10 protein-coding genes are annotated in these 14,495 nt (G+C 71.3%); all 10 read right to left on the bottom strand.

The genetic code is table 11. The annotated features are described in order from the left end of the window. Positions 1 to 890 precede the first annotated feature (890 nt). The 10 genes from OG985_RS48610 to OG985_RS48655 are packed head-to-tail and all read right to left on the bottom strand — an operon-like array spanning position 891 to position 13,870. Entirely contained in the window at positions 891 to 1,805 is a 915-nt protein-coding gene (locus tag OG985_RS48610) for a replication-relaxation family protein (RefSeq protein ID WP_371666379.1), read from the bottom strand. Continuing rightward, positions 1,796 to 4,429 (bottom strand): ATP/GTP-binding protein, encoded by a 2,634-nt coding sequence (locus tag OG985_RS48615; protein WP_371666378.1) that lies wholly within the window; start codon positions 4,427 to 4,429, stop codon positions 1,796 to 1,798. The genes OG985_RS48610 and OG985_RS48615 overlap by 10 nt, the downstream gene beginning before the upstream one ends. Beyond that, complete coding sequence (locus tag OG985_RS48620) at positions 4,405 to 5,061, bottom strand: hypothetical protein (RefSeq protein WP_371666377.1); 657 nt, start codon at positions 5,059 to 5,061, stop codon at positions 4,405 to 4,407. Before OG985_RS48620 ends, OG985_RS48615 begins: the two co-directional genes overlap by 25 nt. Then, on the bottom strand, positions 5,058 to 6,155 hold the full coding sequence (locus tag OG985_RS48625; RefSeq protein ID WP_371666376.1) for a C40 family peptidase: 1,098 nt from the start codon (positions 6,153 to 6,155) through the stop codon (positions 5,058 to 5,060). The genes OG985_RS48620 and OG985_RS48625 overlap by 4 nt, the downstream gene beginning before the upstream one ends. Before the next feature lie 50 nt (positions 6,156 to 6,205). Next, positions 6,206 to 8,983 carry a hypothetical protein gene (locus tag OG985_RS48630; RefSeq protein WP_371666375.1) on the bottom strand — a complete coding sequence of 926 codons (2,778 nt, stop codon included), beginning with the start codon at positions 8,981 to 8,983 and terminating at the stop codon, positions 6,206 to 6,208. Position 8,984: 1 nt separating this feature from the next. Next, positions 8,985 to 9,335: a hypothetical protein gene (locus tag OG985_RS48635; RefSeq protein WP_371666374.1), complete on the bottom strand. Its 351-nt coding sequence runs from the start codon at positions 9,333 to 9,335 to the stop codon at positions 8,985 to 8,987. Next, positions 9,335 to 12,025, bottom strand: a complete 2,691-nt coding sequence (locus OG985_RS48640; RefSeq protein WP_371666373.1) for an ATP-binding protein — start codon at positions 12,023 to 12,025, stop codon at positions 9,335 to 9,337. Before OG985_RS48640 ends, OG985_RS48635 begins: the two co-directional genes overlap by 1 nt. Further along, a complete protein-coding gene (locus OG985_RS48645; RefSeq protein ID WP_371666372.1) occupies positions 12,022 to 12,603 on the bottom strand; it encodes a hypothetical protein in 582 nt (193 codons plus the stop codon). Before OG985_RS48645 ends, OG985_RS48640 begins: the two co-directional genes overlap by 4 nt. Further along, a complete protein-coding gene (locus OG985_RS48650; protein ID WP_058928815.1) occupies positions 12,600 to 12,941 on the bottom strand; it encodes a hypothetical protein in 342 nt (113 codons plus the stop codon). The genes OG985_RS48645 and OG985_RS48650 overlap by 4 nt, the downstream gene beginning before the upstream one ends. Then, on the bottom strand, positions 12,938 to 13,870 hold the full coding sequence (locus OG985_RS48655; RefSeq protein ID WP_371666371.1) for a conjugal transfer protein: 933 nt from the start codon (positions 13,868 to 13,870) through the stop codon (positions 12,938 to 12,940). Before OG985_RS48655 ends, OG985_RS48650 begins: the two co-directional genes overlap by 4 nt. Positions 13,871 to 14,495 lie beyond the last annotated feature (625 nt).

Raw genomic sequence — 14,495 nt, forward strand, 5'->3', positions numbered from 1 at the left:
CTCCCCGTACGAACGCGCTGTGTGAGGACCACAGTCCTGGACTCTGCGGTGCTGTGGTCGGGTGCACGGCATGGTCGAGCTGCGGTAATGCGTCTCCGTAGCCGCAAGATTACGCATATGCCAGTCAACTTCCCAGCGTGAAAAGTGAGTCCACTCGCACAACTCGCGACGTATCCGGTCATTTCCGTAGCTGAGTGTCGACATGTAGTCGCTAGTGTTTGCTTGTTGTGGCAGTGAATGAGGGTGAGCGCCCGGTTTTCACTGGCACCCCTACTTGCCAGCGCGGGGGAAGGAGATATCGACCCACCGGTTCCCGCGCTGCGGCTCGATCTCCTGGGCGGCGGAGGCACTATGGGATCGTGCCGAACTGCCCAGCCGCGCACTGTCCTTGGTGAAGAGCACTTCATCCTGCCGACTGGTCGGAGGGCTGCTCCTTTCAGTGAGGGATCTGGGGGTGGTCATCGCGGTGCAAGGGCCGCATCGGGGCGACACGAGGGCAGGGGAGAGGCGACGCGCTTCACTGCTGCCGGTCCGGCGGCCACACGGTGATCACGTCGCCGTCCAGGGTGACGTGCCGGCCGGGGACCGCGCACCGCGCTCGGGTCGGCGAGGTCGAAGTCGCCGCTCCCGTGGACCACGCACGCGTCCCCGACGTACGAGACGTCCTGCGTCCGGTCGGGCCACTCGCCGTCCAAGGCCGGTTCTGTAGTGCGAATCTGACTAGGAGCGTGCGACATGCGGCGTCCCCTAACATCGGTGCACAGCATGGCAGGTTCAAGGTGAAACCTCGTTGTGCAGAAGTAAACTACGTATTCGCGTAAGCAAATCTCAAGTGGTTTAGGGTGTAGTTGCAAGGCTGCGACATTCGGCCCTTGGCGGCTGATGAGGAGTCACAGCTCGGTCCAGGGGTTGGGCTTGCCGCCACCCAGCGGCACCCACACGTCACTGGTGGCCCCGTGCTCTTCGACGTCTTCGAGGACAGCCGCTCCCAGCGGTACCTCGCGGGCCATCTCGGCCACGAGCGGATGGTGGGCGACCATGGCCTTGAGGTCGCTGATCCGGTTGTCCATCGCCTCACGCCCTGCACCGGTCAGCACGAACAGAATGCGAGGGAACACCGGGTACCAGCGCAGCCATCCGGGGCCGCCCGCCTGCCGGCGTCGGCCGACGGGCTGCGGCTCGTACGTCCGCAGACGGGCGTACTCGATCAGTTTCGCGGCCAGCCGCTCGGCACCCATGGTGGCGCGGTCGACCTCGACGAACGCCCGCAGTTTCCGCCTCTGCTGGCCGTCGATGAGGGTGTAGTGCATGACCGCGTCGGCGACGACCTTCTCTCCGTCGCCGATCGCGTGGAACACCTCGGGGGTCCAGTCCAGGTGTCCGTGCTCGTCGCCGCGGCGGCGGGCATCGGCGACGAACGCCAGGTGCGTGCGCAGGACGGTCAGAGTGTGGGGGGTCTTCAGCGAGGCGGCCGTCGCCGTGGTGATCGGGTACGGCGGGCGGCCCCGCAGTGAGGGCCAGTCCCGGGTGAGGCGGGCGCCCTTCGGCGTGAGGTACCAGACCCGGGTGCGATGGGATTGGGGCAGCACGGCGAAGTCGACCAGGCGCAGGTCGAGCAGATCGTTCAGCCGCTCCGAGACCGACTGGCGGGAGCGGTCCGGGCGCAGCAGGACGTGCAGCTGGCCGGTGGAGGCCATGCGGTGCTGGGCGAGGGTGGCCAGGAGCTGATGCGCGAGGGGTTCCACGGGGCTGGGAGTGAAGCCCGCCTCCGTACGGTCCTTCGGCTGGGCAGTGGTCAGGTCCATTCGTTTTCTTCCTTCGAGAGGTGGACGGCGGCGGCGCCGGCGGGGGAGTGCGCGGCGAGGAAGGCGGCGACGCGGCCGAGCTGCTGCGCGGCGCGGTCGGTGAGCGTCTCCAGCGGGAGTGCTCCGGCGTTCGCCTGGGCGGCCCGCTCCAGGGCGGGAACGTCCTTCGGGCGGGCCTGGGCGGCGAAGACGTCGTCGAGATGGGGCCCGCGCAGCTGGATGGGTCCGATGCGCCGGCCGTGCACGTTCATGGAGATGTAGTGCTCGAAGCGGTCCATGGTGGCGACCCGGTCGGGGCTGGGGTTGTCGCCCCATTCCGCGGTGATCGGTGCCACCGCGGACTTCGACCCGGCGGTGGTGGCCAGCGTGGATGCGTTCTGCACCAGGGACAGCCGCACCGCGGCCGGGAGGCGGGCCAGCAGCTGGGTCATGCCGTGGATGTGGCACCGGTACTTGCGCAGATCCTCGAACATCGCGGCGATGGTCTCCGGAGCCGCCCCGGTCAGGGTGATCAGCTCGTCGAAGTACGGGCGGAACGGCACCCGCTTCTCCTCGGGCGTATCCCTGCGGGAGCGGGCGGCCCGCAGCAGATCGCGGGCGAGCAGCGCGGTCAGGAGGCGGTCGGTGGGCCCGTTACCGCCCGGGCACACCCACACGATCATCTTGGAGTCCATCGCCGCGCGGATGTTGTAGACGCCGGCCGGCTGGCCGAGGAACGCGCGGGTGACGGGGTTGGCGGCGAGGCGGGCGATCGGGTTGAGGACCACGGCGAACGCGTCGGGCGGCAGGGTCGGGAACACCGACTTCCACCAGGAGCGGGTCTCCTCATCCAGCCGGTCTGCCACCGTCGTGAGGGCTGCCTTGCGGAAGCCGGCGTCGGTGAGCAGGGCCCGCACATGGAAGATCGTGGCCTGGTCCTCGGGCTGGCCGGCCTGGCATGCCGCCTCGTTAAGGCCGACCAGGACCGTGAGCGCGGCGGTGAGGATGGTCAGCGCGCGCGGCGCGGTCGCGTCGTCCCAGGCCAGTGCGGAGGCGTAGGCGTCGGCGATCGCCTCGACGACCTCGTGCGCCGTCTGGCCCTGGTGCATGGCGAGCGGATTCCACGAACTGATCCGCGGGTTGGGACCGAGACCGTTGAGGTCGATCAGTGCGATCCGAGGCATCAGGGTGTCGTGCGCCAGGAACGGCAGGGCGCGCGGCCAGGAGTCGCGGTGCGGGTCGACGAACATCAGCCCGCCGCCCGCGTGCGCCCAGCCGATCGCCTGTGCCAGGGCGCGTTCGGTCTTGCCGCCGCCGGCCTTGCCCACCCCGACCTCGAACAGGGTCTCCTCGGCGTAGGTGGCGACCAGCCGCTCCCGGCCGTCCGGGCCCCGGTAGATGCCCTGCAGCAGCAACTCGCTCTCGCCGAAGGCAAAGGTCGGCAGGTCCCCGGCGAGTACCGGCAGGCGGCAATTCGTGGTGGGGGGCTTGAGCAGGCCGCACAGTTCATCCAGCCGGACCCAGTTCGCGCGGGGCGGCTGGCAGTGCCCCAGATTCCAACGGCGCTCGAAGCCGTGCCGGGTGGGCCAGTGGTCGGCGCCGAACCGCCACGGGCCCAGCCTCACCCCGCGCATGGCCCACCGGGAGCGGCCGCCGAACACGTCGAACGCGGCCTGGAGCTGGGCGAGTCGCGCCTCGGCGCGGCCCTCGGTGTTCGAGGCGCACATCACCAGCAGCTGCACCCGGACGAGGTGGTCGTCCTCGGCGAGCTTGCCCAGCGCCTCGGCCGGCTCCACCCGGCGCGGGACCGGCGGCATCACCAGCCTCCGGCTGTTGCCCGAGCCGGGGTTGTCGCTGAGGAGCTGCTGCAGCTGAAAGCCGAGGGAGTCCTCGGTGCCGCTGGCGTCCTGCCGCAGCCAGCGCGCCGCCCGCTGGGACTCCCGGCGTTCGGACCGGCGCGCGGCGCTCATCAGCTGAAGGCGGCGCGCCCGCAGGGCCCACTTCGGGGCGCGCTGGATGTCGAGCCGGATCTCCGCGAGGTCGCCGAGCTCGGCGCGCAGATCGGCCACGGCGTCGACCAGCGGCTGGAGCGGGTCGGGGTTGAGTGGCACCACTCGCAGCGGGGAAATGAGCTTGCCGCGCAGGATGAACTCGGCGCGCACGGTGTGCGTCCGCGGCTCGTCGACGATCGGCCGGGCCCGGTTGACGGTGATGTCCGGTCCGAACGGGGTGATGGACAGCAGCCGTTCACCGCCCGCCGGGCCCTCGACGCGGTAACGCAACGGCGCACTGCCATCCGCGCGCAGCCGGATCTGCACGGCCTTCGCGCGGCGGGGCGCCCACCAGGGCATGGCGGTGGAGGCGCGGGCGAGCTGGACACCGCGCCGGAAGATCTCCTCCAGACTCGGGTCGAAGTGCCGGTTGGAAACGAGCTCCAGGGCCATCCGCTCGGCCGAAGCCTTGGCCGCGAGACGGCGTACGACCCACTCGCCCACGCCCCAGAACACGGCGATGGCCAGGGCGAGCAGGTACCAGTGGGTGTAGAGCCAGTCGGCGGCGTCGACCAGGCTGGTGACCAGGCCGAGTACCTGACCGGCAGCCGTGACATCGGCCCGGTCGGTCAGGGACGGGGCTGCGGAGTCCACGTCGTTGCTCCCTTCTTCGAAGTGATGCGGGTGAAGTGCCAGTCGGTGATGCGCAGGTCGGTGAAGGTTCCGCCGCGGTCCATGCCGGCCCACACCAGGTGGACCACTGCCTTGTTGGGGCTGCCGTCGCGGCGGGCGATCGCGGCCTGGATGCGGAAGCGGGCGGTGGCGAACGCCGGGGCCACCTCCTGGCCCGCGTCGGGAAAGACCGCGGGCCACTTCGCGCGGCCGATGCCGGTGGCGTCCGCGCGCAGCAGCGCGCGCCCGGCGGTGAGCAGCTCCCGCTCGTCGGAGGCGGGAAGGTCGGCGGGCCAGGCTGCCTGAAGCGAGCGCTGGATGGCCTTGTCGCCGGCCACGCCCTCGCCGTGCGGCGGCAGAGCCGACTCGAGGACCGACGGCGTCGATACGGCGGACGTCCTGGAGGAAGCCGTGCTGACAGTCGTCTTTCCTGCGGGATGCCTACTGGCCGCAGGGGACGGATCAGTGGTCGCGCTCGCGCTCGCGGTCGGCGACGGTGCCGGGTCGGGTGGCTCCTGATGACTGTGCGGCAGGCCCAGCAGGGCGACGCCGGCGACGGCGAGCAGGGCGGTGCTCAGCAACAGCAGACGCGGTGAGCGTGGGGTGGTGGTCACAGCAGCCGCGCTCCCCCCGCGAAGCCGGACATGGCGTTGACCGAGTCCAGCCGGACGACAGTGCCCGGGCGGGCGGCGTTGATCATCTGCCCGCTGCCGACGTAGATCCCGACGTGGTAGATCGTGGAATCGCGGCCGGGGGCGTAGGCATAGAAGACGAGGTCGCCCGGCTTGAGGGCACCGGTGCCGAGGCTGGCGGGGATGCGCTGGCCGACACCGGCCTGCGCGGCCGCGGTACGCGGCAGGCTGACACCGGCCTTGGCATACGCGTAGGTGGTCAGCCCCGAGCAGTCGAAGCCCTTGATGTTCGCGCCGCTCTTGCCGCTGGGGGAGCAGCAGATGCCATACGACTTGCCGCTCGCGTTGCCGCCGCCCCAGGAGTACGGCACCCCTCGCTGGGAGAGCGCCGCCTCGTTGACGGTGCGGACCTTGCCCGAGACGTTCTTCAGGTCCGGGTCCTTGGCGGCCGCCGTGTACTGGTCGATCCAGCCCAGCACGTTGGCGACGTACTCGCCTGAGTGGTTGTGCTGCCAGATCGCGGCCTTGAGCTGGGCACGCTTGGTCAGGTCACGGCCGTTGCCGCAGAGGTAGATCGCGGCGCCGAGCGCGGCGTCGTCGGCGTTGTGCGGATCGGCGATCTTGTCGCCGTTGCCGTCCTTGCCGATCGACTCCCAGGTGGAGGGCATGAACTGGAAGGGGCCGACGGCGCGCTCACCGGTGGCGGTGCCGTCCCACTTGCCGTTGTCAGTGTCGGGGAAGACGGTGGTGTTGCCGCCGGCGCCGGAGCCGTTGAGGAGCACCCCGTAGATCTTCGGGCGGATGTCGCCGTTGTCTGCGATGTTGCGGCCCACCGCGTGGTTGGACTCGACCTTGGCGATGCCGGCGAGGATCGGCCAGCGCATGCCCTGGCACTTGGGCACGTACTTCCCGACCTGCTGGACGGCCTTCTTGTAGGCGGTCAGCATCCGCGGCGGGATGTCCGCGGCACTGCCGCCCTCGGCGATCCCGCCGTCGTCCTGCTGACCCGTCTTCAGCGCGACGTAGGCGCTGATCGCGTTCCCAACCGGCGCGGCGCAGCACACTGCGGCAAACATCAGAAGCGTCACCACACACCCCCACCGCGCCAGACGGCGCCCAGGCGGCCTCACTCGTCCTCACCGTCTTCCGGCTGCCGGGCCCGCTCCTGGCGCCGGCGCTCGGCGTCGGACGCGGTGCGCCGCATCAGCTCCTGGAACCGGCGATGCGCCTCGTCACGGGTGCTGTTGCGAGCGCCGCCTCCGCCGGGGAAGACCGGCCCGGACCGATCCGGGCCCTGGCGCGCCGGACTCCCGGGCCTGCCGAGATCGGACCGAGGCACCGGCGCAGGGCCGTTCCGGCGGGGGAGCGGTGCCGGAGGCGGAGTTGCTGCGGGCCCGCTCACAGGCGTGGTCGGCGGTGGTGGGGCAGGGGTCGGACGGCTCGAAGGACGACTGGTGGGTGCGGGCCGCGGACGGGGTGCCGGGCGGGGGGTGGCTGCCGGAGTGGCTGCGGTCGGCAGGCGGCGGCTGGTGAACGGACCGGTTCCGCCGCTGTCGTCGGTGTGGTCGCGGATGACCCGGGCGACGTGGCGCCCGGTGTCGCCCCAGGCCCGGCCGTCCTCGCGGACGGTGTTGCCCCACACACGCACCTGCTGGCGGGCGTCCTGGGAGTAGCGCGAGCCGCCCGACCGCGCGCGGCGCACATTGGCCGGAAGGCCAACGGTCGCCCCGTACGCGGCCCGGCCGCCGCGGTGCAGGATCCGGTACCCGCGGAAACGGACCAGCCGATTATGTGCCCGGGTCGACAGCAGCGTGCGGTCGCTGTTCTGGTCGTGCAGCACCTGACCGGTGTTGCGGTCGACGACCTGCCCCTGATCGTTGCGGTACCGGTCGGGCGGGCCCGAGGGCCGACGCGGCCCCGTGCCGTCTGAACCGCCGTCCCCGCCGTCCGACGGCCCGCCCGTGTTCGGATCGCCGTCGGCCGTGGGCTTGCGCCACTTGGCCAACTGCTCCTTGTCCGGCCGCCGTCCGATCAGCAGCCAGCCAGCCCCCTTGGCGCCGAGACGTGCGCCCAGCCCGCCCACGGCCGCGGCCGCGGTCAGCGGGGCCAGACCGCGCCCGGCTTCGGCCGTGGCATCGGCGAGGATCCCGCCGGTGTCCACCGGCATGCCCGCGCCGTCGAACAGGGAAGTGAGCGCGCCCATCAGCCGCTGCCGGGTGCCGAGCATCCCGAACCTGCCGCCACCCCCGCCGGTGAACGCGCGCAGCCCGGCGCTGTATCCGCCCATCCCGGCCGGGGAGTTCATGGCGAGCGCGGCGCCGAGTTCGGAGGTGTCGCCGGGCATGTGGGTGCCGCCGACCTTGGCGTAGCGCATCCGCATCGCCATGCGCCGGCCGAAGGAGGTGATGCCGGTCAGGAGTCTGCGGTGTCCGGCCGCGCCGGCGATGGCCAGGACGTCAATGAGCAGGATCCGCTCGACCATCAGGTCCGGGCCGTTGGTGATCGTGGCGTCGACGGCGATCCCGAAGAACGGAATGAACGCGCAGATCCCGACCACGGCCAAAACCGCGATCCCCCACACGGACAGCCACTTCCACACCGACTGCCGTGCGGGCCCGGGCAGCATGCCCGCCACGAAGGTGACCCCGCCGACGGCCGCCGCGGCCGCACACACACCCTGGGTGCCCAGCAGCACGATCGCGCTGGACAGCAGCATCCCGCAGATGAACAGCGCGGCGATCAGCAGCAGGAACGCGCCGCCGACCCGCCACCAGGTGGGCTTCTCGGCATAGGCCGCGCACGACTTGCCGACCGGGCCGGCCTTCTTCATGTCCGAGAGGAACGCCGCGAACGCCTGGTCCTCGTCGGTGACGATCGCGTTGGAGGCGTCGAGGAGCTCGCCCCCGGGCGTGATGGAAGGGAGATCGTCGGTGCTCGGCGGCTTGTTGTCGACGCCGCGTTCGCAGTACTTCTTGCCCGGCCCGTGGATCAGTCTGCAGGCATCCTTCGCCTTGTCCGACGGGGTCGAGCTGGGCATGTACCCGCCGGTGACCCACTTCAGATGGACGGCGTAGGCCTTGCGGTCGGAATCCTTGGCCGGGTCCAGGATGCGCCCGTACTGAAGGAGCATGTACGGCTTCACAATCAAGGCGTTCGTGATCGAATCCTGGATGGGCCGGGCCACGTCGGTCGAAGAGACTGGTCCTTCGCCCTGCTGCTCCTCGCACTTGCTCTCGGCGTTGCCGGCCATGCCTGCGCACGGGTCGTAGCTGGCGATCTTGCCGCCCCAGTCGTAGGAGTTGACGCTCTGCTGGGCGACCTCGGCAGCCACCTGCTGGGACTGCCCCAGCGGCCCGTCCGGGCCGAGCAGGGTGTCGGGGCGGATGAGCGCCGAGGCGGCGATTGCACCGATGAGCAGGGTGAGAAAGATTTCGCCCAGACCGCGGCCGACCCGGCCACGTACGATCATGAATCCCGCGAACACGAACGCCCAGGCCAGCAAGAGCCCCTTCAACCCGAGCGTGTCGACGACCACCGTGTCGTAGGTGTCGGCGACCTTCTGCGCGGGCTTGGTCAGGAGCTTGAGCAGCGGAAACCGGAAGGCCACCTCGATCGCCCACCCCGCCAGCCCGACCAGCAGCCGGATCAGGGTGAACAGCCCGGACAGGGCGAAGGCCAGGGCCTGCGTCTTGAAGGCGACGATGGAGCCGCCTTCGGCGTTCAGGTCGTACCCGTCGATCGGCACACCCTCGGACGAGTAGATGTTCAGCGGGGCGAGCAGGTCTCCGGTCTCGCTGTTGCTGCCAGCCGCGTACACGACCTGGGTGTTCACCAGGAGGAACACGCCGGTGAGCAGCACGACGAAGCCGGCGGAACGCAGGGTCGCGCGGTCTGGACGGAACACGTCAGCGCCGCCTTTGCCCAGCGGAGCCGCGCAGCCGCCACACCACGAGAGCACCCACACCTGCAGCAGCGGTCCCCAGCCTCCACGCCGCGCCGGCCACGTCCCGATGAACGCCGGCGGCGGAGCTCGCGGCGCCGCGCTCGCAGTACGCCTTGGCCGGGCCCACGATCAGGGCGCATGGATCTTGGTGTGGGGCGTCGGCGGCGAAGGCCCGCCCGGTGTGCGGCCACCACCCTTGCGGCACGCCCACCCCGAGGACGAGCACGACCGCGGCGACGACGACGGCGATCACGGTGAGGACACTCACGGCGGCGGCGACGCGCCTCGAGCGGTCCCAGGACAAAGTGGTCATCAGACGGTTTCCTTCGGACGGGTCTGTGCGGCCTCACCGGCGAGCGGCTCCGGGACCGTGGGGGAGGCAGTGCTCGTGCGGCGTCCTGGCGTGGTGGTGATGGAGGTGGTGATGCGCTCGATGCGGGGGATGGAGACCTTGATGCGGCCGGTGTTCTGCCGCGGGCAGGTCAGCAGGAACTCGCCCTCCCGGCCCTTCTGGCCGACGGGGGACAGGCCAGTGGTCACCAGCCGCAGCAGCTCGCCGTCATTCGGGTCGAGGCCGACGAACTCCAGGCCGCGACGGGCGCGTTCACGGTCGGCGGTGCGGGCGAGGGCCCGGTAGGCCATCAGGCCGCGGTCGGGGCCGAGTTCCTCGGCGTCGTGCGAGCCGGCCAACAGGCCGGCGCCGTGCTTGCGGCCGTCGTGGAGGATCTCGTGGACCAGGGCCGTGCCTTCCGCGGACGAGGTCAGCCAGTACAGCTCGTCCAGGACCACCGCGGTGAACCGCTCGGGGTCCTCGAACGCGGTCTGCCGGGCGATCGCGGCGATCAGGTAGAGGACCGCCCGGCCGATCAGCGCCTCCAGCGGCTGCTGGTGCAGGATCTCGGGGTTGGCGAACGCGGCCTTCGGGGGCAGCTTCAGACCCGTGGTGGTGATCACGATCATGTCGGAGGCGCTGGAGGCGTCCAGCCGCACCGGCGGCAGCTTCGGGTCGAAGACCATCGCCGCTAGGGAGTTGGTGGCGACGACCCGGATGAGGCCGGCGAGGGTCGCGGCCGCGTCCTGCCGCTTGCCCGCCTCGCGCGTCGCCATCTCCTCGAGGACCTCAAGGACGCGGTGCATGGACGGCTCGGGACCGGCGGCGGCCTGTTCGACGGCGTGGTGGAGGACCTCGCCGCTGGTGCTCATCGGGCCGATGCCGAGCTGCAGGGTGAGGTAGGACAGGGCGTAGTGACGGCCCTCGGGCCCGTCGAACATGCGCAGCGGGTCGATGGACACCTCGGCCTGCGCGGCGTCGATGATCTGGACGCGGCCCTTGGCCGCGGTGCGGGCGAAGGTCGCCCACTCGCGGACCGGGGTGCGGTCGATGCAGATCGCGCAGCCGCCGCGCGCCCACACCGCTTCCGCGATCAGCTTCTGCAGGACGCTCTTGCCCGCGCCGAGGTCACCGACGATGCCCATGGAGGCGGACGCGTCGACCTTGGGCGCATCCGCCACGTTGATCATGACGGGGCGAGTGGTGCCGCAGTCCAGGTCGATGCCGAGGAACATGCCGTTGGGGTCGCCGACCTCGGCAGCGGTGAAGGCCCCGGAAAGCGCCCAGTCCTCGGAGACCTGGTGCTGGGTGAACTCCCTAACGACACCCGGCCGTACCGTGCCGGGCAGCCCCAGGGTGAACAGGGCCTCCTGCAGGCCGGCCGGCCGGACGGCCCGGTAGTCGGCGCCACCGAGCAGCGCGGCCAGGGCGCGGGCCCGGGCGTCGCAGACGGCGGCGGTCGGCCCCCACACCGTCAGCACGGTGACGGACTGCACCTCGACCTCCACGCTGGTGCGGGAGAGACGGGCATCCAGCTCACCCAGGTCGCGGGCGGCCTCGGTCAAGGACGCGGGCATCCCGGTCGGGCGGGCGTCGTACTGGTCGGCCTGGTCGATGAGTTCGTTCTTCTTGCGCCGCACCTGGTCGCGGGCCTTCTCCGCAGGCACGAGCGTGAGGTCGACGGTGTAGTCGACGGGAAAGTCGAGCATCTCCAGTTGGGCGAACAGGTCGGCGGAATCCTGGCTGACCGCGGGCGGGCACTCGGCCAGCGCCAACTGCGCCTGGTAGCCCACCCCGGAGTCGGACTCGATCTGCAGCCAGCGCCGTCCCAGCGGCGAGCCGGTGTTCACCCGCCACCAGGCCTTCCGCCCGGATCGTGTGATCTGCCTAGCGCTCTTGAGCTCGTCGACGTCGTCGAGTTCGAGGTCGATGCCGCCTTCCTGCAGGCGCACCTGGCCGAGGTCGGCGTAGCTGGGGGAGCGCAGCACCCCGTCTCGGAGCTGCCCGCCGTACAACTCGCTGGTCTCGGCCTCCGCCAGCAGCGGCTCGGCAAGGCCGCGGTGCAGGGCGTGCTGGATCATCCACACGATCTCCGCCGGGCGGGCCGGGCGGAAAGCGATGCCGCCGGCGAGCGCAGCCTCCACCCGCGAGGCCTGCTCGCGATACGCACTCACCTCGCGCCGCGCCACCGGCGCCGGCCGCATGCCCAGCATCGGAGCGACCTCGGCCCACGCCGCACCGAGCGACGCCGACACCTGCAGGCCGCCTGTTTCGGTCTGCAGGGGCACGGCCAGCCACAAGGTGCGGCGGTGCATCTCCTGGTCGTCGAGTAGGTCGAGGGCGGCCTCGACATTCTCCACCCACGGGTGCCGGCCCGCACCGGGTGCCTGCTCGGCCGGCTCGATGCCCTCGATCATCCTGAGGGCTATCTCGCCCGGGTCGACCTGGGCGCACATGCCGTACAGGCGCGGGGCCCCGGACAGCGAGCGCACCAAGTGGGTGATCTTGGCGAGTTGTTCGTCGCGGACGGGGGCGGGCACGTAGGTGCCCTGGACGGTCTCCTCGCGGCGTCCCTGCGCGTCCGGGCCCGGGTGCAGGCGGTAGATCGCCCACACGCTGCCCTGCGTCGACCACACCAGGTGCCCGGCGATGTGACGGATGGGAACCCTCACCGCGCACCCCCTTGCTGGGCGAGCGCGAGCAGCTGCTGCACGCCCGACACCGGCCCTGCCGCTGCTGCGGGAGCAACCGCCGGTGTGCGGCGGGGTGCGGTCGAGCGGGCTGTGGCCGGGCTCGGGTGCGGCGCCCGGGCTGGACGCCGCTGCACCGTACGGGAGGGTGCGGCCTGCGCAGCGGGGACGGGCGGGGGCGTGTCCTCGATGGTGAAGCCGCCGACAAGCGGGTGGGCAGCGCGGTCGCGGGCGGCGCGCCCGCCGATCCGCCCACCGCGGGGCTGCCAGCCGAGCAGCACCCAGCCGAGCGCGGCCTGCATTGGGGCACGGCCCCGGACCTTCGGCCGGCGCACCATCCAGATGACCAGGCCCCACCCGACGATGGGGACCGGCCCCATCCACGACCACCAGCTGATCGTCTTGACCAGAAGGAAGCCGCCGCCGACGGCGACCGCGATCTGCGCGGGCGTGTACGGGCCGAGCGGGATCTTCCAGTCGGCAACCTTGCCCAGCACCCACGGGTGGCGGCGGGCGGAGGTGTAGAAGCGGCCCACCCGTGCCGCGGCGGCCGCGCTCACAGCCAGCCCCCGACACCCGGCGAGTGGTCACGCGAGGCCGGGAGCTCGGACCGGACGACCCCAGGAACAGCGGGCGCGCCCTTGGACGGGTTCTTCACCTCGTCGGTGAACATGTTCGCAAGCTCGTTGCGCGAGTTGTACAGACCGAGCGCGATCACCATCAGGAGCAGGGCGCCGATCCCCGCCTTCAGTGAGAACTTCTGGATCATGATGACGACGACCAGGCAGATCAGACCGGCCTGAAGACCCTTCGTCGCCCACTCCTTGAACATGTTGATCCAGCTATTGCCGAGATCGTCCAGCTGGCCGGCGAGCATCAGGCTGTGCACGGTGTTCATCGGGCACCCCCGTCCTGAGCCGTGCCGGACTGAAGCGCGGCGACTTCCCACCGGCCCGATCGGGCCTTGAGCGTGAGCTCGTAGCCCAGCGGCCACCGGCCGGTCGCGTCCCGGGCTTCCACCGAGGCGAGGACCCGCACCTTCGTGCCGTCCGCCGGTACCTGCTCGGCGGCCGCGGCCTCCTCGATGGCGGACACCTGCTGAACGGCGACAGCGGTGTAGGGGGCGGGGGAGACGGCGGTGAGCTTCACGCCGGGCGCGAGGTAGCGGTCGACTTCGCCGGCACCCGTCAGGTAGGCGGTGAGGAACTCTCCGACCGCGGACGAAAGATCACCGTCCGAGACGGTCACGGCGTACGACGACTTCGGAACCTCGGCCCGGGCCGGGCCGGCCACCACGCCGGGCGCACCGGTCACCGTGAACGAGGAGCCCGTGCTGTCGGAGGCCACCGGCACGACGTAGTACCGCACCGATCCGTTGGCGTATTGCGCAGCCACCGTCACCGTCCACGCGCCGGTGCCGCGCTGCGCACTGCGCACCGCCGTCACGGACTGAGGCGCCGATTGCGCATCGGCGGCCGGGTCGGGCAGTTCGACGTCTGGCGCCATCGACTGCGCAAGTCGCGCCTGCGCACTCGTCTCGTCGTTCGCGTCGCTGCGCAGCCACGCGCTGATGAACACCTGCGCATAGCCGCCCGGATTGGTGGCGGCCGTCGCGGTGCGCACGGCGGTGGGCTTGGTCGCGGGGGCCGCCGCGACCGTGGTCGGGGTGGAGGCGACGGCGACGCACAGGGCGATGGGGCCGGCCGCGATGACGGTCCAGACCGCCACGCGTGAGAGGCGTACGCGGCGGCGCATCGCCTCCAGCCGGGCGCCGGCCGCCATCGGAGCAGCGGCCTCGCTCTGTGAGGCCTGCTTGCCAGGGGACATGGTCAAACTCCCAGGTCAGAACGGATGTTGCTGACCTCGAGAAAACCCGGCGACCCCGACCCGACCACCGACCATGAACCCCCGACCATGGTCACGATGGGGACACGAAGTCCATGGTCGGGGTCATGGTCGGCCCGACCATGACCCCGACCATGGGTAAGCCGGGAGCCGGTGACGGCCCATCGTGTCCGGCGCACGTTCCCCTGACCGGCGACCGCTGTGCGATCACCTGCCGCCCGACCACGGGGCCCCCAACGCGATGCGCAGACGGAAGCCGACCGGGCCGCGACAGACACCTGCGCAGTGCGCCAGAGGGGCCTGCGCAAGAGAAGATCAGGGAACTCGGGGCGACTGCGCAGCGGCTCCAGCACAACTCGACTGCGCAGGATCCTCGACCGGTTGCGCAGGCCGATTGCGCAAAGCCCGTCCGCGGCTGCGCAGTCGGCTGCGCAATCACTGAGCGCCCGGGCTGAAGGTGCCGTGGTCGGCCCGACCATGAGCCCGACCACGGCAGCTAGCCGGCTCCGTTGCCGGATCGTGACCGATGGTCGGGGCTCGTGGCCGTCAGCCTGGTCGGGGTCGGCGGGTGAGCTGACGCCATGGAACACACGCACGCCTCCACGCC

Source organism: Streptomyces sp. NBC_00289 (assembly GCF_041435115.1).
Taxonomy (GTDB): domain Bacteria; phylum Actinomycetota; class Actinomycetes; order Streptomycetales; family Streptomycetaceae; genus Streptomyces.

Excerpts from the sequence above, each read along its gene's own strand:
- OG985_RS48610 (WP_371666379.1), bottom strand. The coding sequence starts at position 1,805 with ATGGACCTGACCACTGCCCAGCCGAAGGACCGTACGGAGGCGGGCTTC.
- OG985_RS48625 (WP_371666376.1), bottom strand. The coding sequence starts at position 6,155 with ATGTTTGCCGCAGTGTGCTGCGCCGCGCCGGTTGGGAACGCGATCAGC.
- OG985_RS48635 (WP_371666374.1), bottom strand. The coding sequence starts at position 9,335 with ATGACCACTTTGTCCTGGGACCGCTCGAGGCGCGTCGCCGCCGCCGTG.
- OG985_RS48650 (WP_058928815.1), bottom strand. The coding sequence starts at position 12,941 with ATGAACACCGTGCACAGCCTGATGCTCGCCGGCCAGCTGGACGATCTC.
- OG985_RS48655 (WP_371666371.1), bottom strand. The coding sequence starts at position 13,870 with ATGTCCCCTGGCAAGCAGGCCTCACAGAGCGAGGCCGCTGCTCCGATG.